This is a genomic window from Burkholderia sp. BCC0097, assembly GCF_902832985.1.
Taxonomy (GTDB): Bacteria; Pseudomonadota; Gammaproteobacteria; order Burkholderiales; family Burkholderiaceae; genus Burkholderia; species Burkholderia orbicola.
The window spans coordinates 36,288-54,999 of the sequence record NZ_CADFDM010000009.1 but is presented as its reverse complement, the minus strand read 5'-3'; the positions used below and the strand labels follow the sequence as shown (position 1 = coordinate 54,999).

16 protein-coding genes are annotated in these 18,712 nt (G+C 68.8%); 6 read left to right on the top strand and 10 right to left on the bottom strand.

The features are described 5' to 3' along the window. The first annotated feature begins 110 nt into the window (after positions 1 to 110). Both HWX07_RS27855 and HWX07_RS27850 read left to right on the top strand, forming a co-directional pair. On the top strand, positions 111 to 4,619 hold the full coding sequence (locus HWX07_RS27855; RefSeq protein WP_175878467.1) for a DEAD/DEAH box helicase: 4,509 nt from the start codon (positions 111 to 113) through the stop codon (positions 4,617 to 4,619). Positions 4,620 to 4,759: 140 nt separating this feature from the next. Continuing rightward, entirely contained in the window at positions 4,760 to 6,034 is a 1,275-nt protein-coding gene (locus HWX07_RS27850) for an amino acid permease (RefSeq protein WP_175878466.1), read from the top strand. A gap of 99 nt (positions 6,035 to 6,133) precedes the next feature. Here the strand turns inward: HWX07_RS27850 and HWX07_RS27845 are convergent, their stop codons facing one another. From HWX07_RS27845 to HWX07_RS27830, 4 genes are all read right to left on the bottom strand, one after another. Further along, positions 6,134 to 6,430 (bottom strand): XRE family transcriptional regulator, encoded by a 297-nt coding sequence (locus tag HWX07_RS27845; RefSeq protein WP_012338300.1) that lies wholly within the window; start codon positions 6,428 to 6,430, stop codon positions 6,134 to 6,136. A 74-nt stretch (positions 6,431 to 6,504) separates the two neighbouring features. Beyond that, entirely contained in the window at positions 6,505 to 6,864 is a 360-nt protein-coding gene (locus HWX07_RS27840) for a type II toxin-antitoxin system RelE/ParE family toxin (protein ID WP_175878618.1), read from the bottom strand. Positions 6,865 to 6,993: 129 nt separating this feature from the next. Further along, positions 6,994 to 7,980: a pca operon transcription factor PcaQ gene (pcaQ, locus tag HWX07_RS27835; RefSeq protein ID WP_175878465.1), complete on the bottom strand. Its 987-nt coding sequence runs from the start codon at positions 7,978 to 7,980 to the stop codon at positions 6,994 to 6,996. 77 nt (positions 7,981 to 8,057) lie between these two features. Next, a complete protein-coding gene (locus HWX07_RS27830; RefSeq protein ID WP_175878464.1) occupies positions 8,058 to 8,795 on the bottom strand; it encodes a helix-turn-helix transcriptional regulator in 738 nt (245 codons plus the stop codon). A 120-nt stretch (positions 8,796 to 8,915) separates the two neighbouring features. On the opposite strand from HWX07_RS27830, the gene HWX07_RS27825 reads away from it, so the two are divergent. The 3 genes from HWX07_RS27825 (at position 8,916) to pcaG (ending at position 11,064) form a co-directional block, all read left to right on the top strand. Further along, positions 8,916 to 9,482: a YiiX/YebB-like N1pC/P60 family cysteine hydrolase gene (locus HWX07_RS27825; protein ID WP_175878463.1), complete on the top strand. Its 567-nt coding sequence runs from the start codon at positions 8,916 to 8,918 to the stop codon at positions 9,480 to 9,482. 277 nt (positions 9,483 to 9,759) lie between these two features. Further along, positions 9,760 to 10,467, top strand: coding sequence for a protocatechuate 3,4-dioxygenase subunit beta (pcaH, locus tag HWX07_RS27820; protein WP_011547893.1), 708 nt, complete (start codon positions 9,760 to 9,762; stop codon positions 10,465 to 10,467). A gap of 3 nt (positions 10,468 to 10,470) precedes the next feature. Beyond that, positions 10,471 to 11,064: a protocatechuate 3,4-dioxygenase subunit alpha gene (gene pcaG / locus HWX07_RS27815; protein ID WP_175878462.1), complete on the top strand. Its 594-nt coding sequence runs from the start codon at positions 10,471 to 10,473 to the stop codon at positions 11,062 to 11,064. A gap of 432 nt (positions 11,065 to 11,496) precedes the next feature. Here pcaG and HWX07_RS27810 read toward each other — a convergent pair whose 3' ends face one another. Continuing rightward, a complete protein-coding gene (locus tag HWX07_RS27810; protein ID WP_175878461.1) occupies positions 11,497 to 12,276 on the bottom strand; it encodes a helix-turn-helix transcriptional regulator in 780 nt (259 codons plus the stop codon). A 142-nt stretch (positions 12,277 to 12,418) separates the two neighbouring features. On the opposite strand from HWX07_RS27810, the gene HWX07_RS27805 reads away from it, so the two are divergent. Continuing rightward, entirely contained in the window at positions 12,419 to 13,198 is a 780-nt protein-coding gene (locus tag HWX07_RS27805; protein WP_012338305.1) for an alpha/beta hydrolase, read from the top strand. 35 nt (positions 13,199 to 13,233) lie between these two features. On the opposite strand, the gene HWX07_RS27800 is transcribed toward HWX07_RS27805, so the two are convergent. The 5 genes from HWX07_RS27800 to gsiB all read right to left on the bottom strand — a co-directional run bounded on the left by HWX07_RS27800 (position 13,234) and on the right by gsiB (position 18,591). Further along, complete coding sequence (locus HWX07_RS27800) at positions 13,234 to 14,061, bottom strand: M55 family metallopeptidase (RefSeq protein ID WP_175878460.1); 828 nt, start codon at positions 14,059 to 14,061, stop codon at positions 13,234 to 13,236. After that, the gene (locus tag HWX07_RS27795) at positions 14,058 to 15,140 is read right to left on the bottom strand and encodes a P1 family peptidase (protein WP_175878459.1); all 1,083 of its coding nucleotides are present in this window, start codon (positions 15,138 to 15,140) and stop codon (positions 14,058 to 14,060) included. The genes HWX07_RS27800 and HWX07_RS27795 overlap by 4 nt, the downstream gene beginning before the upstream one ends. Beyond that, positions 15,140 to 16,033: a glutathione ABC transporter permease GsiD gene (gsiD, locus tag HWX07_RS27790; protein ID WP_175878458.1), complete on the bottom strand. Its 894-nt coding sequence runs from the start codon at positions 16,031 to 16,033 to the stop codon at positions 15,140 to 15,142. The genes HWX07_RS27795 and gsiD overlap by 1 nt, the downstream gene beginning before the upstream one ends. A 7-nt stretch (positions 16,034 to 16,040) precedes the next feature. Further along, on the bottom strand, positions 16,041 to 16,961 hold the full coding sequence (gene gsiC, locus HWX07_RS27785) for a glutathione ABC transporter permease GsiC (RefSeq protein ID WP_175878457.1): 921 nt from the start codon (positions 16,959 to 16,961) through the stop codon (positions 16,041 to 16,043). A gap of 67 nt (positions 16,962 to 17,028) precedes the next feature. Further along, a complete protein-coding gene (gsiB, locus tag HWX07_RS27780; protein WP_175878456.1) occupies positions 17,029 to 18,591 on the bottom strand; it encodes a glutathione ABC transporter substrate-binding protein GsiB in 1,563 nt (520 codons plus the stop codon). Between the last annotated feature and the right edge of the window lie 121 nt (positions 18,592 to 18,712).

Genomic DNA, 18,712 nt, shown 5'->3' with positions numbered 1-18,712 from the left:
CGGCACGCATGCCCGGCACGCGCCCGTGACGTCTGGCACACTGACGATTCGATTCGCGTGCGATGCGTCCGCGCGCTCGCACCCCGCTCGCACCCTATTTCAACGCTCCGATGGACGTCACCGCTACCCGCCCTGCCGCCCGTGCGCTCGACGTGTTCCACCCGGCCGTCGCCGCGTGGTTCACACGCACGTTCGCCGCGCCGACCGGCGCGCAGGCGCTCGCGTGGCCGCACATCAAGGCCGGCCGCTCGACGCTCGTGGCCGCGCCGACCGGCTCCGGCAAGACGCTCACCGCGTTCCTGTGCGCGCTCGACGATCTGGTGCGCGATGCGCTCGCGCACGACGGCACGCTGCCCGATGCGACGCTGGTCGTCTACGTGTCGCCGCTGAAGGCGCTGTCGAACGACATCCACGTGAACCTCGACGCGCCGCTCGCCGGCATCGCGGAATCGCTCGCGCAGCTCGGCCTGCCGGTGCCGGCGATCCGCACCGCGGTGCGCACCGGCGACACGACGCAGGCCGAGCGCGCCGCGTTGCGCAAGCGCGCGCCGCACATCCTCGTCACGACACCCGAATCGCTGTACGTGCTGCTGTCGTCCACGTCGGGGCGGCAGATGCTGTCGAACGTGCGCTCGGTCATCGTCGACGAAATCCATGCGCTGGCGTCGTCCAAGCGCGGCAGCCATCTCGCGCTGTCGCTCGAACGCCTCGACGCGTTGACCGGGCGCGCGCTGCCGCGCATCGGGCTATCGGCCACGCAAAAGCCGATCGACGCGGTCGCGCGCTTCCTCGTCGGCGGGCCGGCCGACGCGCCGCGCGATTGCGCGATCGTCGACACCGGCCACACGCGCGAGCGCGACCTCGCGCTCGAACTGCCGAACGTGCCGCTCGAACCGGTGATGGCGACCGACGTGTGGGAACAGGTGTACGACCGCATCGCCGGGCTCGCGGCCGCGCATCGCACGACGCTGGTGTTCGTCAACACGCGGCGTACCGCCGAGCGCATGGCACGCCATCTCGCCGACCGGCTCGGCAAGGACGCGATCGCCGCGCATCACGGCAGTCTCGCGAAGGAGCACCGCTTCGACGCCGAGCAGCGCCTGAAGCGCGGCGAACTGAAGCTGCTCGTCGCGACCGCGTCGCTCGAACTCGGCATCGACATCGGCGACGTCGATCTCGTCTGCCAGGTCGGCTCGCCGCGCGGCATCGCGCCGTTCCTGCAACGTGTCGGCCGCTCGGGACACCACGTCGGCGGCGTGCCGAAGGGGCGGCTCTTTCCGCTGTCGCGCGACGAGCTGGTCGAATGCGCGGCGCTGCTCGATTGCGTGCAGCGCGGCGAACTCGATGCGCTGCGGATTCCCGAAGCGCCGCTCGACGTGCTCGCGCAGCAGATCGTCGCCGAAGTCGCGTGCGCGGAATGGCAGGAAGACGCGTTGTATGCGAGCTTCACGCGCGCCGCGCCGTACGCGCGGCTCGCGCGCGAACGCTTCGACGAAGTGATGAAGATGCTCGCCGAAGGGTTCACGAGCCGTCGCGGCGTGCGCGGCGCGTACCTGCACCGCGACGTGGTCGGCGGCACCGTGCGGGGCCGCCGCAACGCGATGATGACCGCGACCACTTCCGGCGGCACGATCCCCGACATGGCCGACTACGCGGTGCTGCTCGAGCCGCAGGGCATCCAGGTCGGCACCGTCAACGAGGATTTCGCGATCGAGAGCCTGGCCGGCGACGTGTTCCAGCTCGGCAACCAGTCGTACCGGATCATTCGCGTGGAAACGGGCCGCGTGCGCGTCGAGGATGCGCAGGGCCAATCGCCGAGCATTCCGTTCTGGCTCGGCGAGGGGCTCGGGCGCAGCGATGAACTGTCGGCGGCGGTCGGCCGGCTGCGTGCGCGGCTCGACGGGCTGTTCGCCGACGGCGACCGGCATGCGCGGACCGACGCGGCGAAGCACGCGAACGTCACCGAGGCCGGCAAGACGACCACCCGCGGCAAATCCCGACCGATGGCCGCCGAGACTGACGCGCCGCCCACCTCGCCCGACAACGCGCCCGGCGGCGCCGCGCTCGCTCCCACCGAAAGCCGCCTCGCGCCCGCGTTGCGCTGGCTCGTCGACGATCTGCGCCTGTCGCCCGACGCCGCGCGCCAGATCGCCGACTACCTCGCCCGCACCCGCGCCGCGCTCGGCGCATTGCCGACGCAGGACACGCTCGTGATGGAGCGGTTCTTCGACGAATCGGGCGGCACGCAGCTCGTGATCCATTCGCCGTTCGGCAGCCGCATCAACCGCGCATGGGGGCTCGCGCTGCGCAAGCGCTTCTGTCGCAACTTCAACTTCGAATTGCAGGCCGCTGCAACCGACGACGCGATCATCCTGTCGCTGTCGCTTGCGCACAGCTTCGCGCTCGACGAGGTGTGGCGCTACCTGCGTTCGGCCAGCGCCGAGCACGTGCTGATCCAGGCGTTGCTCGATGCGCCGATGTTCGGCGTGCGCTGGCGCTGGAACGCGACCACCGCGCTCGCGCTGCCGCGTTTCACCGGCGGCCGGCGCACCGCACCGCAACTGCAGCGGATGAAGAGCGACGATCTGCTCGCGACGGTGTTTCCCGACCAGGTCGCGTGCCTCGAGAACATCGTCGGCGAACGCGAGATTCCGCATCACCCGCTCGTCGACCAGACACTCGACGATTGCCTGCACGACGCGATGGACACCGACGGCTGGCTCGCGCTGCTGCGCCGGATCGAAAGCGGCGCGATCGAGCTCGTCGCGCGCGACTTGCCCGCGCCGTCGCCGCTCGCGGCCGAGATCCTGAACGCAAAGCCCTACGCGTTCCTCGACGATGCGCCGCTCGAGGAGCGGCGCACGCAGGCCGTGCAGTCGCGCCGCTGGAGCGACCCCGAAACGGCCGACGATCTCGGCGCGCTCGATGCCGACGCGATCGATGCGGTACGCGACGAAGCGTGGCCGCTCGTGCGCGACGCCGACGAAATGCACGATGCGCTGCTCACCCTCGCCTGCGTCGCCGACGACGAGGCGCACGCCCACGCAGGCTGGCCCGAGCGACTCGCGGAACTCGCGGAACGCCGCCGCGCGACGAAACTCGCGACGCCGGGCGGCGCCGCGCTGTGGGTGCCGGTCGAGCGGCTCGTCTGCGTGCGGGCGCTGCATCCGGACGCCCGCGCGACACCCGCGCTCAAGGTGCCGGCCGCGTGCGCGCAGCCGTGGGAAGCCGATGCGGCGCTCGTCGACGTGATCCGCGCGCGGCTCACCGGCTTCGGGCCGCTCACGCTCAATGCGATCGCCGCGCCGCTCGACCTGCCGCCCGCGTCGATCGCGACGGCGCTCGCCGCGCTGGAGCGCGAAGGCTACGTGATGCGCGGCCGCTTCACGCCGGGCGCGACGACCGACGAATGGTGCGAACGCCATCTGCTCGCGCGCATTCATCGCTATACGGTGAAGCGGCTGCGCCGCGAGATCGAACCGGTCGAACGCGCCGATTTCATGCGCTTCCTGTTCCACTGGCAGCACCTGACACCCGACACGCGCGGCACCGGGCGCGACGCGCTGGCAGCCGTGGTCGAACAGCTCGAAGGCTACGAGGCCGCGGCGAGCGCATGGGAAGACGCGCTGCTGCCCGCGCGGCTCACCGATTACACGGCGGGCGGCCTCGACGAGCTGTGCCGCTCGGGCAAGCTGGTGTGGACCCGCATCGGCGCGCCGGCGCGCGCGGCCGGCACGCCCGTGAAGACGACGCCGATCGTGCTGCTGCCGCGCCGCCATCTTTCCGCATGGCAGGCGCTGCGTGACCCTGATGCGCAACCGGCACTGTCCGCGCGCGCCACGCAAGTGCGCGACGCGCTCGCCACGCACGGCGCGATGTTCTTCGATGCGCTGCTCGACGATCTGCATATGCTGCCCGTCGAGCTCGAACAGGCGCTCGGCGAACTTGTGTCGGCCGGCCTGGTAAATGCGGACAGCTACGCGGGCCTGCGCGCGCTGCTGAAGCCGGCCGTCAAGCGCAGCGCGACCTATGCGCCTCGCACGCGGCGCGGCGGCGCGCTGATCGGCGGGATGGACGACGCGGGCCGCTGGGCGCTCGTGCAGCGTCATTCGCAGCCCGACGACGACGCGCACGCATCGAAACGCGGCCCCGCCACGACCGATCCGGACGCGCTCGAACATATCGTGTGGACGCTGCTGCGCCGCTACGGCGTCGTGTTCTGGCGGCTGCTCGAACGCGAAGCCGACTGGCTGCCGAGCTGGCGCGAACTCGTGCGCGTGCTGCAACGCCTCGAAGCACGCGGCGAGATTCGCGGCGGACGCTTCGTCGCCGGGCTCGCGGGCGAGCAGTTCGCACTGCCCGAGGCCATCCCGATCCTGCGCGAACTGCGGCGGCAGCCGGGCGATGGGCAGTATGTGTGCGTGACAGGCGCCGACCCATTGAATCTCGCCGGCACGCTGCTGCCCGGCGACAAGGTGCCGGCGCTGGCCGGCAATCGCGTGCTGTTTCGCGATGGCGTGCCCGTCGCCTCGCTGGTATCGGGTACGTTCCACTACGCGCCCGATCTGCCGCCCACCGCACGCGAGGACGCACGTCTGCGGCTCGCGCGTTCCTGCTGACATCGGCTGACACGCAAGCGGCACCGGACTACTGATCGCCGGGCCGCGCGGGCGCCATCGTTCGGGTAGCATCGGACGATCGACCGCGCGAACTTCCGCACGTCGCCCACACAAACAGAACTTTCCGGAGACTGCCGCTCATGCCTTCGCATGCCGATTCGCCCACTGCCCATCACGCGGGTTCGCTGACCATTTTCCAGGGCGCAGCACTCTATATCGGCGCGGTGCTCGGCACCGGCGTGATCGCGCTGCCCGCGCTCGCCGCCGAAGTCGCCGGGCCCGCCTCGCTGCTCGCGTGGGCCGCGCTCGTCGTGCTGTCCGGGCCGCTCGCGGCCACCTTCGCCGCACTCGGCGCCCGCTATCCCGATGCGGGCGGCGTATCGACCTACGCGCGGCGCGCATTCGGCCCGAAGGCCGCGGCCGTCGTCGGCTGGTGCTTTTATTTCGCGGTGCCGGCCGGCGCGCCGGCCGCCGCGATGTTCGGCGGCGCCTACGTCGCGGCCGTCACGGGCGGCGGACATACGACGGTCGTCGTCACCGCCGCCGCACTGATCGCGACCGTATCGGCCGCGAACGCATTCGGCGTCACCGTGTCGGGCCGCATGCAACTCGTGTTGTCGGCACTGCTCGTCGCGCTGCTGCTCGCCGCGGTGCTTGCGTCCGCGCCGCATGCGCGCGCCGCGAACCTGCATCCGTTCGTCCCGCACGGCTGGCTCGCGGTCGGCCAGGCCGCCGCGCTGCTCGTGTGGAGCTTCGCCGGCTGGGAAGCCATCACGCACCTTGCCGCCGAATTCCGCCGGCCTGCGCACGACATGCCGCGCTCGGCCGGCATCGCGGTCGTGGTCGTCGGGTTCCTGTATCTGTCGGTTGCGGCCGCGAGCGTGACGGTGCTCGGGCCTTCCGCGGGCGCATCGGGCGCGCCGCTCGCCGAACTGATCGCGGGCGGCATCGGCGGCCATGCGCAGGTGCTGGCCGCCGCCGCCGCGCTGCTGCTCACGCTCGGCACGATGAACGCGTATTTCGCCGGTGCAGCCAAGCTCGGCGCCGCGCTCGGACGCGACGGCGCGTTGCCTTCGTGGCTTGCGCAGGGCAGCCAGGTCGGCGGCGTGCCGCGTCGCAGCCTCGGCGTGATCGCGGTGCTGGCGGCCGTCGCGCTGGCTGCCACGGCGCTGTCGGACGTCGGGCCGAAGCCGCTCGTGCTCGTGACGTCCGGATGTTTCGTGATGGTGTACGGGCTCGGTGCGGCAGCCGCGCTGAAGCTGCTGCCGCGCGGCGGCATCGCGTACCGCTGCGCGTGGATTTCGCTGATTGCGGTGGCCGGGCTGTTCGTGACGACCGGCTGGTATTTCCTGTGCCCGCTGCTGCTGGCGGGCGGTGCGTTGCTTTATCTGCAGATCACCGGCCCGCGTCGATGACCCGGCAAGCGCCCGCGGGTCGACGACGCTACCCCGCTCGCCGTGCCCGTCGCGCGAACCATCACGCCGATCCGGCCGCGCGCCGATCGTTCGCGCCGCTCAAGCCGGCACCAGCTCGAAGCTGAGCCGTTTGCCGAGCGCGGCAGCCGCGCTCGCGAGCGTCGCCAGCGTGAGGCTCGTGTCGGTTTCGTCCAGCAGGCGGTTGAGTGCGGCGCGGCTGGTTTTCATCCGCGCGGCCATCGCGGTTTTGGTGATGTGCTGCGCCTTCATTTCCTGCCCGATCTGCCACGCGATCACGCGCTTGATCGCGGTGGCGGTGGCCGCTTCGAGATTGCCGTCCGCTTCGAGGAAGGCGTCGAAATCGCTGCCGATATGCGGATTGTTCGTGGTCGTCATGTCGTACTCCAGGTGCATGGCGTTGCCGGCTGCCCGACCGTCGGAGACGGTGCGTGCCGGCGCAACCGGGGAATTCAGATGGCGCGCGTCAGCGCTTTCAGGCGCGCGACGGTCACGTCGAGATCGTCCGACGGTGTGCCCCGCGACTGCTTGAAGAAGCCGTGCAGCAGCACCATCGTGTCGCCGACGACCGTGAACAGCACGCGAGCGCTTCGCCCCGGCACCGTCACGCGGATCTCCCACAGATCCTTCGCCATCTTCCGGACCAGCGGCATGCCGAGCGGCCAGCCGAGTTGAACGGTCTTGATCTCTTCGCCGATCGCCCTTCGCTCCGCTTGCCCGAGCGCGTGGAGCCATTCGCGCACCGGCTCGTGGCCGCGGGCCGTCCGGAAGAACCGCACGCCGAGCGTGACCTGAATCTGCTGTCTCGCCATCGTCTTGTCGCTCATCGTATCAAAAATGATACGATATGCCAAGCGCCCCGACGACGGCTACTGACCGGATGGCCAATCCTGCGGCAACGAAGGAAATCGGCCCGGTGGATCGCCCCGGGCCCGATGAGATCAACGCTTGCCGCGAACGGGCTTGCGCGCCGTGCGTGACGCCCGGTGCGGGCGTGCATCGCCGAACCGCGACCGCGCGATGTCGCGCACCGCGTCGATCAGCGTCCGCGCGACCGGCGACGGCTGCGCATCGGTACGCAGCACGAGTCCGACCGGCTCGTCGGTGCCCGCCGCCGGCAGCGGCAGGCGCGCCAGCGCACCGGCCGACAGATCGTATTCGGCTGCATAGAGCGGCACGAACCAGACCGCGTCGCTCTCGAGCGCGAGCGCGCGCGCGACCGATACCGACAGCACCTCGATGAACGAATCCAGCGGCGGCGCGCCGCATGCGCCGAGCAGTTGCTCGGCGGACTGGCGGATCAGCGTGCCGAACGGCGGCAGCACGACCGGATAGCGCGCCAGCTCGGCGGCCGGCGCCGCGCTCGCGAGCAGCGGATGCCCGGCGCGCACGACCGCGACGAGCGGCTCGTTGTACAACTGCTCGAACGCGAGCCCGATCATCCGCTCCGGCTCCGACAGCCGCCCGATCGCGCATTCGATCGCCCCGGCTTTCAGGCGCTCGAGCAACTCGGCGTTCGCGGCCGTCGCGATCCGCACGACGATGCGCGGCCAGCGCGCGGTCAACGCCTTCATCAAGGCCGGCGCGAGCGAGGCCGCGACGGTCGGCAGCATGCCGATTTCCAGCGTCGCGGTTGCCGCCCCGCCCTCGCGCGCCAGCAGCCCGACGCCCTGCCGCAGCGCCAGCACGCACGCATTCGCGTGCGGCATGAACAGTTGCGCTTCGCGGGTGGGCTGCGCGCCGTGCCGGCCGCGCTCGAACAGCTTCACGCCGAGGATCGCCTCGAGCTCGGCGATCGTCTTCGACACGGCCGGTTGCGTGATCGACAGGCTTTCGGCCGCCTTCTGCACGCCGCCCAACTGCGCGACCGCGAGAAAGCATTGCAGGTGCCGGAATTTGACGCGGCCGTCGGCGATACGGTTATTCATAACGGATGGTTATGCGAATGACGATGAACCGTCATTTTGCATAACTTTCCGGAAAGGCCCAAGCGTTCGGCTCGGCGTCATCCGTGACGCCGCAGCGCGTGGAATCCCGTCGGCTCCCAGATCCGTTTCGCGATCAGCAGGGCCGTGCCGTGCTTCTGCCCGAGCGGTGCGGACGACGACTCCGCATGCAGCGCGGCCGCCTTGCTGGCGAGACGCCGCAGTTCCTGCTCGAGCTCCGCGGCGGCGGCGTCCGTCAGCATCCCCTGCAGGAACGTCATCGTCTCGCCCGGGCCGTCGAAGCGGCTACCGAGAAAGTCGTCGAGCACGTGCGCGTGGAAGTAACGGCGGATCGGGCCGCCCGGCAGCCAGTCGAAATCGCGCGCGACCCGCACGCGAATCCGGTCGCCGGGCAGCAGCGCGATCACGCTCATCCGGTCGAGCATCAGCAGGTATTTCACGCACTCGGCCCGCGTGAGCCGATAAGCCGTCACGATGTCCTGCACGGTCCAGTAGTTGATCGCGCAGACGGCGACCAGCAGCAGCTTCTCGTCCGACACGAGCAATGCCTCCTGCTGCTCGGTCAGCACGCGCAGGCGCGGCGCGGACGCCGATGCTTCCTGCACGAGCTCGGCGAGCGTATAGCCGAGCAGCTGCGCGATCTCCGCGACGCGCTCCAGCGTGAAGCGGCCGCTCGCGAACAGCCGCTTCACGCTCGTCTCGGAAACGTCGAGCGCACGCGCGACGTCCCGGTAAGTCATTCCCTGCGCCTTGAGCTGGCGCTTCAGCGTTTCGATGAGTTGGGCAGTCTCGGTCATGTCGGTATCAAAAAATGATGCTCGAGGTCGGATATTAGGCTACTCACGCATCTACATCAGCACTTTTGGATACTTGTCTGCATAATCCGCTCCGTCCTGTCATGCAACGACGGAGCCGAAATGACCACCCGAATCGACACAGCCGCCTGCGAACCACACCTCACCGCACCACGCGATGCACGCGACACCGATCGCACGATGCCGCTCGCCACCGTGCGCACGCTGGCCGCCGGCGCGCGCGTCGGCGATCTCGTGTTCATCCGCGTGCCGGCCGGTGCACCGGATGCCACGGCCGGCTCGGCCGGCACGTGGGCCAACCGCTTCGGCATCGTCGTCGATACGTCGGGCGACGAACCGGTGATCGCCGAGCCCACGGTGTTCGCGTGGACGAAGCTCACGCCGCTGTCGCGCTTCGTCGCCCGTACCGACGGCGGACGCATCGCGCTGGCGCGGCGCGTCGCGGCAGCGTCGGCCGACGCGCAACGCCGCATCCATGCGCTGGCCGAGCAGCGAATAGACGCGCTGCTCGGCAGCCGCTTCAACCTGCGCGCGCGCCGCGGCTTCTGCGCGCAGTACGTGACCGACGTGCTCGGTGCCGGCCACGCGGCGACACCGTCGGCCCTGCTGCGCAGCGGCACGCTGGCGCTCGAATTCGACGGGATCGTGTTCGATCCCCGCCATCCCTGACGACGGGCGCGCTCGGGGAGACCGGATAACAACGAGAACGAACGACAAAAAACAGCGACGGGCTGGCTGGAGGGCCGTGCACGGGGTCGTCACCGACGACGCGAAGCCCGATCGCTTTTTTCCGCCGGACGGGCTTCCTGTTCGGCGGATTTTTCATTACGGGGACGCACATAACGAATGGTTATGCGATTCGCGAGAAAAGGTCATTTTTCATAACTTTCCGGATTGGCTAAAGTCTTGCCATCCACCTCGCCCAATACTTACCAGGAGACGCCCGATGGATTCCCCCACGATCCTCACGCCGCGCGACTGGCCGTCGCATCCGGCCTATGTTCACCCCGAGTACCGTTCATCCGTGAAGCGCGGCCCGACCCGCCCGCTGATCCCGCTGAAGGAAAAACTGCGCGACCAGTACGCGCCCGTCTACGGCGCGGAAGATCTCGGCGCGCTCGACCACGACCTGACGAAGAACGCCGTGAAGAACGGCGAGCCGCTCGGCGAGCGGATGGTCGTCACCGGCCGCGTGCTCGACGAAGGCGGCAAGCCCGTGCGCAACACGCTCGTCGAGGTGTGGCAGGCCAACGCGGCCGGCCGCTACGTGCATAAGGTCGACCAGCACGACGCGCCGCTCGACCCGAACTTCCTCGGCGCGGGCCGCTGCCTGACCGACGACGAAGGCCGCTACCGCTTCCTGACGATCAAGCCCGGCGCGTATCCGTGGGGCAACCATCCGAACGCGTGGCGCCCGAATCACATCCACTTCTCGCTGTTCGGCGATTACTTCGGCTCGCGTCTCGTCACGCAGATGTACTTCCCCGGCGATCCGCTGCTCGCGTACGACCCGATCTTCCAGGGCACGCCGGAAGCCGCGCGCGAGCGCCTGATCTCGCGCTTCTCGATGGACATCACCGAAGAAGGCTATGCGCTCGGCTACGAATTCGACATCGTGCTGCGCGGCCGCGACGCCACCCCGATGGAGCGCTGAACCATGACGACGCTGAAGCAAACCCCTTCGCAGACGGTCGGCCCGTACTTCGCGTACGGCCTGTGCCCGCAACAATACGACTACGACCTGAAAAGCCTGTTCACGCCGACGATCGCCGCGGCGCACGCCGAGGGCGAGCATGTGCTGCTGGTCGGGCAGGTGTTCGACGGCGACGGCAACGTGGTCGGTGACGCGGTGCTCGAATTCACGCAGGTGGATGGCGCGGGCCGCTACCCCGCGTCGCGCGACGACATCGCGAAATCCGGCTTCACGGGCTTCGCGCGAGTCGGCACGGGCACCGACCCGCAGCAGCGCTTCGTCGTCGAGACGGTGAAGCCGGGCCGCGTCGCCGCCGACGAGGCGCCGCACATCAACGTGACCGTGATGATGCGCGGCATCCTCACCCATGCGTTCACACGCGTGTACTTCGACGACGAAGCCGCCGCGAACGCGATCGACCCCGTGCTGAACGCGGTGCCGGCCGAGCGCCGCGCGACGCTCGTCGCGAAGCGCGACGCGCAGCCGGGCCGGCCGATCGTCTACCGCTTCGACATCCGCATGCAGGGGCCGGAAGAAACCGTGTTCTTCGACGTTTGACGCACGCACGCGCCGACGCTTGACGGCTTCGGGTGCAACCGCTTCGCCGTGTGGCGCGATACCGACGGGCATCGCGCCACACGGCGTTTTTGCGCACGGCGTCGCCATCATTCGATGATGCACTGCATTGTGACCAACAGGGCCGCGGATGCCCGTCGTCATCGGTTTCCCGCCCCGATATCGAACGCGCCATTGAAACGTATGCTGCGACAGCACATCAATCGGCGGGTCGACACGATATCGTTTGCGCGTTATGCGGCGTATGCTTCGTTATCCGCAACGAGCAGACAGGATTAAATCGGACGAAGCAACAATGACATGCATCGTGCGCGACGCTGCCCCCCGAGGCGGCCCGCGCATTTTTTTCAGACAGAGTGCCTTTAAACGCGTCTGGCCGAAGTTGGCGGACGCGTATTTTTTGGCGGCGTCCGGCTAGCGACGAATCTCGAGATAGCGGCTCGGCGTGTCGCCGAGAATGCGGCGAAACGCCGACGTGAACGCACTCGCGCTCGCGTAGCCGAGATCGAGCGCCACGCGCGTCACCGGCTGCCCGTCGGTCAGGCGGGCAATCGCCGCGAGCATGCAGACCTGCTGGCGCCAGGCGGCAAAACTCACGCCCGTCTGTGCGCGGAACTGCCGCGTGAACGTGCGGCGGCTCACGCCTGCGTCCGCCGCGACCCGGTCGAGATCGGCGTCGATCGACGGCGCCGCGAACAGGTGCCGGCACACCTTCGCCAGCCGCGCATCGGCCGGCAGCGGCGCATGCAGCGACAGGCGCGGCATCGTCGCGATTTCCGCGACCATCAGATCCATCAGCTTGCCCGCGCGACCGTCGACGTCGTACATGGCCGGCAGGTCGATCGCATCGTCGAGCAGTTGTCGCAGCAACGGCGACACGCCATACACGCCGCACTGGGCCGGCAGTCCGGCCGCCTCCGCAGCGTCGACGGACACGAATGCATTGAGCATCGTGACCGGCCCGGTCATCGTCATTTCGTGCCGCACGCCGGCCGGCACCCAGCACGCACGCTGCGGCGGCACCAGCCAGCGCCCGTGCGGCGTCGACACGCTGATCGTGCCGCGCGACGCGAACGCGAATTGCCCGCGCACGTGCGCGTGATCCGGAAACGTCGTGCCAGCCGCAAAGTCGTTGGCGAGCACGACCACGCTCCGGGGAATGTGTTCGTAGGGATCTAGCAGCGTATTTCTCACGGCCCGAATTCCATCATCAATGACCCGATATCGAAGGCGGGTCGCCTTCGAACGATCTACGATCCGCTCCACCGTTGCGCGACCTCGCGGCCGCGACACCCGCCGGCCCGATCGGCCGGATGACAACCTCATCGGAGCGGACATGCCCAATACGTTTCATCGCGTGGGGGAAGGCCCCCACCCTGTTCTCGTGCTGCACGGCTGGTTCGGCGACGCCCGCGCGTTCGAACCGCTCGAAGCCTGGCTGTCGCGCGAGCACTTCAGCTATGTATTCATGGACTACCGAGGTTACGGCCGTATGCGCGACGCACACGGCAACTACACGATCGACGAGATCGCCGCCGATACGCTCGCGCTCGCCGACGCGCTCGGCTTTCCGACCTTCAGTCTCGTCGGCCATTCGATGGGCGGCATGGCGATCGAGAAGATCGCCGCCATCGCGCCCGACCGCGTGCGCGCGCTGGTGGCGATCGCACCCGTGCCGTGCGGCGGCCTGCCGTTCGACGCCGCGCGACGCGCGCTATTCGAGCGGGCCGCCGACCACCTCGCCGATCGCCGGACCATCATCGACCGCAGCACCGGCAACCGGCTGCCCGCCGCCTGGATCGAGTGGAAAGCCGCGTATTCGGCAGCCTGTTCGTCGGCGCGGGCATTCGCCGCATACTTCCGCGCGTGGGCCGATACGGATTTCAGCGAAGAGATCACAGGCATCCATCCGGTCAAGGTACTGATCGGCGAGCACGATCCGGCGTTCGACGCGGCGCTGATGGCTCGCACCTACCTGCGGCGGTATCCGCTCGCCAGCGTCGACGTGCTGCGCAATGCCGGCCATTATCCGATGAACGAAACCCCGCTCGCGCTGGTCGCGGCGATGGAAGCATTCCTGCTCGCCGCGACGGCCCGCCCCGTCGCGATCGGCTGACCGGCCGCGCGCCGGCGGCATCGTCGCGGCACGCATCACCGCAGCATGAACGACATCGCCGACAGGCTGTTCAGCGTGCGCACCACGTGCTCGACCGACGGCCCGTCGAAGCGCAGCGTCACCGCATCGACGCGCTCGAGCGACGGTAGCACGCAGAAGAGGTCGGCGAGCGCGGCCGTCTGTACGCGCAGCGTGCAGGCGGTCGGCGCGGGCCGATGGGCGCCCGCGCGCCGGCCGGACGACAGCGCCTGCGCGACCGTCTCGCGCGCCGCGGTCGCGATCCGGGCGCACGATGCGGACGGTGTGAGCGTCTCGCCGCTCGATGTGCCGCCGGCCGTCTTGACCGTCTCGAAACGTGCGTCCGGAAACAGCGGCTGCGTTTCCTCGGCGAATACGTCGTCGCCGGTCGCGAGCGCGACGTGTGCGCCGTATTCGCGCGCCAGCGCGCCGTACAGCCCGGCTTCGCCGAGCTCGACGCCATTCAGCCACACCTGCGTGAACGCAAAGCTGTTGATCGTGTGCGCGAGCACGCCGTGCGTCTGCGATTTCGCGTGATAGCCGATCATGAACACGAGATCGGGCTGCTGCTCGAGGCCCGCCATCATTCCGAGCGTGCGCGGCTTGCCGAGCACGACGCGCGCCCGCGCATCGAGCCCGTCGGGCAGCAGGTTGCGATAGCCGCCATGCGAATCGTTGACCCAGATGGCCTGCGCGCCGCCCGCGAACGCGCCTTCGATCGCCGCGTTCGCCTCGGCGGTCATCCAGCGGCGTGCGCGTTCGTATTCCGGATTGCCGGCGCGCGTCTGTTCGGTCGCGAATACGCCGGCGACGCCCTCGATGTCGGTCGAGATCAGGATCTTCATGACTGGGTCAGATGCCCTTCGTTATCTTCGTGGAACAACCGGTCGAGATCGGGCACCGCGTCGCGCAGCGCTTGCCGCACGTGGCCGTCGCGCCCGGCGACCGTCACCGCCTGCAGCAAGGCGTCGGCGATCGCGTGCTCGATGCTTTCGGCCGCGGCCATGAACAGCGGATCGAGCGCCGCATCGGCCACGAGGGCCGGCAGCGCGATCGTCGATGCGTCGTGCGCGATCGTGTAGGCGGTCGAGAAGGCGAGCGCGATGTCGCCGCTGCCATGCCCGTACACGGAACCCGTGCGGGCCAGCCCCGCCCCCGCGCGGCGTGCGAGCCGCGCCAGTTGCCGCGCGTCGAGCGGCGCATCGGTGGCCAGCAACAGGATGATCGAGCCCTGCTCGGGCGCCGCCGCGTGGGCCGCTTCGGCCGCGCGCCGTTGCGCGACGATGCGCCCGAGCGGCACGCCGCCGAGCGTCAGCATCGGCAGCCGGCCGAAATTCGCGAGCACGAGCGCGCCAACCGTATAGGGCCGGCCGGCCGCGACGGCCACGCGCGACGCGGAACCGATCCCGCCTTTCAGGTCGAAGCACGACATCCCGCGCCCGGCGCCCACCGCGCCGCGTGCGACGTCGCGCGACGCCGCGCGGCACGCGACGTCGTAATGCGCGGCGGTGACCGCGAACGCCTGGATGTCGTTCAGATAACCATCGTTGCATTCGAACACGAGCGGATTGACGGTCGACCAGTCGCGGCCGATCCGCGGATTCGCCGCGATCGCCGCGCGGATCTGCGCCTGTGCGACCGCGCCGACGCCGAACGTATTGGTCAGCGCGATCGGCGTATCGAGCGTGCCGAGTTCGTCGACCTGCACGAGCCCGACGCTCTTGCCGAACCCGTTGATCACGGCCGCCCCCGCCGGCACCTTGCTGCGGTACACGTCGCCCGGATGCGGCTTCACGACGGTCACGCCGGTCTGCACGCTGCCGGCATCGAGCGTGCAATGGCCGACCGTCACGCCCGGCACGTCGGCGATCGTGCCGCGCGGCCCGACCGGCAGCGTCGCCGTCCACATCGATGCAGCCGACATCAACGGCGCTCCAGCTTCGGGTCGAGCGCGTCGCGCAACCCGTCGCCGAGCAGGTTGAACGCGAGCACGGTCAGGAAGATCGCGAGGCTCGGGAACACCGCGATGTGCGGCGCCGTCACCATGTCCGCGCGCGCCTCGTTGAGCATCGCGCCCCACTCCGGCGTCGGCGGCTGCGCGCCGAGCCCGAGGAACGACAGGCTCGCGGCGGTGATGATCGACGTGCCGATCCGCATCGTGAAGTAGACGACGACCGACGACACGGTGCCCGGCAGGATGTGCCGCATGATGATCGTCCAGTCGGACGCGCCGATGCTGCGCGCGGCCTCGACGTAGGTCATGTGCTTGAGCACCAGCGTGTTGCCGCGCACGAGCCGTGCGAACGCCGGGATGCTGAAGATCGCGACCGCGCAGATCACGTTGACCATCCCGTTGCCGAGGATCGCGACCACGCCGATCGCGAGGAGGATGCCGGGGAACGCGAACAGCACGTCGGCCACGCGCATCGTGATGCGGTCCCACCAGCCTTCGTAATAGCCCGCGAGCAGCCCGAAGAACGTGCCGATCACCGCGCCGAGCGCCACCGAGAAGAAGCCGGCCGCGAGCGAGATCCGCGTGCCCGCGACGATCCGGCTGAAGATGTCGCGGCCGAGCGAATCGACGCCGAACCAGTGCACGGCCGACGGCCCCGCGTTCAGCGCGTCGTAGTCGAAATAGTTTTCCGGATCGAACGGCACGATGTGCGGGCCGACGAACGCCAGCACGACGAGCGCGAGCACGAAGCCACCCGCGACGAGCGCGACGGTCTGCTTGCGGAACTTGCGCCAGAATTCGCGCCACGGCGTGCGGATCGCGGTCGGTGCGGCCGGCGCCGCGGGCTGGACAGTCGCGTTCATGCGCGCCTCACTTGAACCGGATGGTCGGGTTGATGACCGCGTACAGCACGTCGACGGTCAGGTTGATCAGGATGAATTCGAGCGAGAACAGCAGGACGATCGCCTGGATCACCGGGTAGTCGCGCATCGTCACCGCATCGACCAGCAGGCGGCCGAGCCCCGGCCAGTTGAACACGGCCTCGACGACGATCGAGCCGCCGAGCAGGAAGCCGAACTGCAGCCCCATCATCGTGACGACCGGAATCATCGCGTTGCGCAGGCAGTGCTTGAGCACGACCATCGGCTCGTGCACGCCCTTCGCCCGCGCGGTGCGCACGAAGTCCTCGTTGAGCACCTCGACGAACGACGCGCGCGTGAAGCGCGCCATCACCGCCGCGACCGCGGCGCCGAGCGTCAGCGACGGCAGCACGTAGCTCTTCCACGTGCCGTCCGGCACGACCGGCAGCCAGCCGAGCTTCACCGAGAAAATTTCCATCAGCAGCATGCCGAGCGCGAATGCCGGAAACGAGATGCCCGACACCGCGAGTGTCATCCCGAGGCGGTCGGGCCAGCGATTGCGCCAGACCGCCGACGCGATCCCGATCGCCATCCCGAACGCCGTCGCCCACACCATGCTGACGAGCGTGAGCAGCAGCGTCGGCATGAAACGCTCGCCGATCTCGGTCGACACCGGTCGCTTGCTCCGCGTCGACACACCGAAATCGCCGTGCGCGATCTTCACGAAGAAGTTCGCGAACTGGGTCGGCATGGGCTTGTCGAGCCCGAGATCGGCACGCACGAGCGCGACCGTCGCGTCGTCGGCTTCGGGGCCGGCCGCGAGCCGCGCCGGGTCGCCGGGCAGCAGGTGCACGAACAGGAACACCAGCACCGCGACGATCGCGAGCGTGGGCAGCAGGCCGAACAGGCGTTTGACGAGAAAATTCAGCATGGGGCACCGATCGGGTCAACGCGCCGGCGGATTGCACCGCCGGCGCCGCGTGGCAGGTGAACCGGCGTCATTTCACCGAGATTTCGTCGAAGTTGAATGAGCCGTCCGGCATCACGTACATGCCCTGCAGGCGCTTGCTGCGTGCGTAGACGATCTTCTCCTGCACGAGGAAGATCCACGGCGCGTCGGCCCAGATCTGCTTCTGCGCGTCGGCGTAGAGGCTGGCCTTCTTCGCGCGATCGGTCGTGGAGAGTGCCTGCGCGAGATCGTCATCGACCAGGCCGTTCTTGTAGTACGCCGTGTTGTACAGTTTCGGCGGCGCCGACTCCGAAGCAAGCAGCGGCGACAGGGCCCAGTTCGCCTCGCCGGTCGACGCCGACCAGCCGCTGTAGTACATCCGCACCGGCGCCTTCGCCGCATCCTGGGCGCTCTCCACGCGAGCGACCCGCTCGCCGGCCTCGAGCGCCTGTACCTGCACCTTCACGCCGACCTGCGCGAGCTGCTGCTGGACGAACTGGATCACCTTCTGCGCCGTCGTGTGATTGTAGGCGGACCACAGCGTCGATTCGAAGCCGTTCGGATAGCCAGCCTCCTTCAGCAGCGCACGCGCCTTCGCCGGGTCATACGGCCAGGGCCCGAGTTTCGTTGCGTATTCGACGCCCGTCGGCGCCACGCCCGTCTGTGGCGTCGCGTAACCGGCGAACACGACCTTCGCGAGCGCCTCCTTGTTGACCGCGTAGTTCAGCGCTTCGCGCACCTTCGGGTTATCGAACGGCTTTTGCCGCGTGTTCAGCGAAATGTAGCGCTGGATGATCGACGGCGCCTCGATCAGGTCCACCTTCGGATTGCTCTTCAGATCGGTCGCCTGCTCGAACGGAATCGTGAACGCGAAATCGGCCTCGCCGGTCTTGATCAGCGCGGCGCGCGTGTTGTTGTCGACCACCGGCTTCCAGTCGATCGCGTCGACCTTCGGATACCCCTTCTTCCAGTAACCGGCGAATTTCTTCACCTTCATGTCGTCGGTCTGCTTCCATTCGACGAACTCGAAGGGCCCGGTGCCGACCGGATGCAGCGACACGTCACGCCCCCACTTCTTCAGCGCGGCCGGCGAAATCATCACCGCGGACGGGTGCGCGAGCGTGTTGATAAACGCCGAGAACGGCTCGCGCAACGTGAACCGCACGGTGTTCGGATCGACCACTTCGGTCTTCTCGATCACCCGGAACAGGCCGTACCGTTTCAGCTTGTTCGCCGGATCGGTCACGCGGTCGAAATTCGCCTTCACCGCGGCGGCATTGAAGTCGGTGCCGTCGTGGAATTTCACGCCCTGGCGCAGCTTGACCGTGTACACCTTCGCGTCCGGCGACGCCGTATAGCTGGTCGCGAGCACGTTGACGAGCTTCATGTTCCGGTCGAAACCGAACAGACCTTCGTAGAACGACTTGACGACAGCCTGCGACACCGTATCGTTCGCGTCGTACGGGTCCATCGTCGTAAACGTCGAGTACACGGCGACCACGACGTTCTGCTGCGCGAACGCGGGCACCGCGACCGACAGCGCGAGCGCGCCGGCCCCCGCGGCGAACAGCGCGCGCGGACGGAACATCGGGAACGAATACGGCTTGTTCATCTTGCTGGGCTCCTGTGGATGATTCGGTAACGCGTGGTGGAAATCGCGGCGTGACTGCCCCGTCTCGGGAAAAAGCCGCCGTTGCCTTGCTCGTGCGCAGCTTCGGTCCATATCAACCTCC

Coding starts and splice junctions, on each gene's coding strand:
- HWX07_RS27855 (WP_175878467.1), top strand. CDS start 111: ATGGACGTCACCGCTACCCGCCCTGCCGCCCGTGCGCTCGACGTGTTC.
- HWX07_RS27850 (WP_175878466.1), top strand. CDS start 4,760: ATGCCTTCGCATGCCGATTCGCCCACTGCCCATCACGCGGGTTCGCTG.
- HWX07_RS27845 (WP_012338300.1), bottom strand. CDS start 6,430: ATGACGACCACGAACAATCCGCATATCGGCAGCGATTTCGACGCCTTC.
- HWX07_RS27840 (WP_175878618.1), bottom strand. CDS start 6,864: ATGGCGAGACAGCAGATTCAGGTCACGCTCGGCGTGCGGTTCTTCCGG.
- pcaQ (WP_175878465.1), bottom strand. CDS start 7,980: ATGAATAACCGTATCGCCGACGGCCGCGTCAAATTCCGGCACCTGCAA.
- HWX07_RS27830 (WP_175878464.1), bottom strand. CDS start 8,795: ATGACCGAGACTGCCCAACTCATCGAAACGCTGAAGCGCCAGCTCAAG.
- HWX07_RS27825 (WP_175878463.1), top strand. CDS start 8,916: ATGACCACCCGAATCGACACAGCCGCCTGCGAACCACACCTCACCGCA.
- pcaH (WP_011547893.1), top strand. CDS start 9,760: ATGGATTCCCCCACGATCCTCACGCCGCGCGACTGGCCGTCGCATCCG.
- pcaG (WP_175878462.1), top strand. CDS start 10,471: ATGACGACGCTGAAGCAAACCCCTTCGCAGACGGTCGGCCCGTACTTC.
- HWX07_RS27805 (WP_012338305.1), top strand. CDS start 12,419: ATGCCCAATACGTTTCATCGCGTGGGGGAAGGCCCCCACCCTGTTCTC.
- HWX07_RS27800 (WP_175878460.1), bottom strand. CDS start 14,061: ATGAAGATCCTGATCTCGACCGACATCGAGGGCGTCGCCGGCGTATTC.
- HWX07_RS27795 (WP_175878459.1), bottom strand. CDS start 15,140: ATGTCGGCTGCATCGATGTGGACGGCGACGCTGCCGGTCGGGCCGCGC.
- gsiD (WP_175878458.1), bottom strand. CDS start 16,033: ATGAACGCGACTGTCCAGCCCGCGGCGCCGGCCGCACCGACCGCGATC.
- gsiC (WP_175878457.1), bottom strand. CDS start 16,961: ATGCTGAATTTTCTCGTCAAACGCCTGTTCGGCCTGCTGCCCACGCTC.
- gsiB (WP_175878456.1), bottom strand. CDS start 18,591: ATGAACAAGCCGTATTCGTTCCCGATGTTCCGTCCGCGCGCGCTGTTC.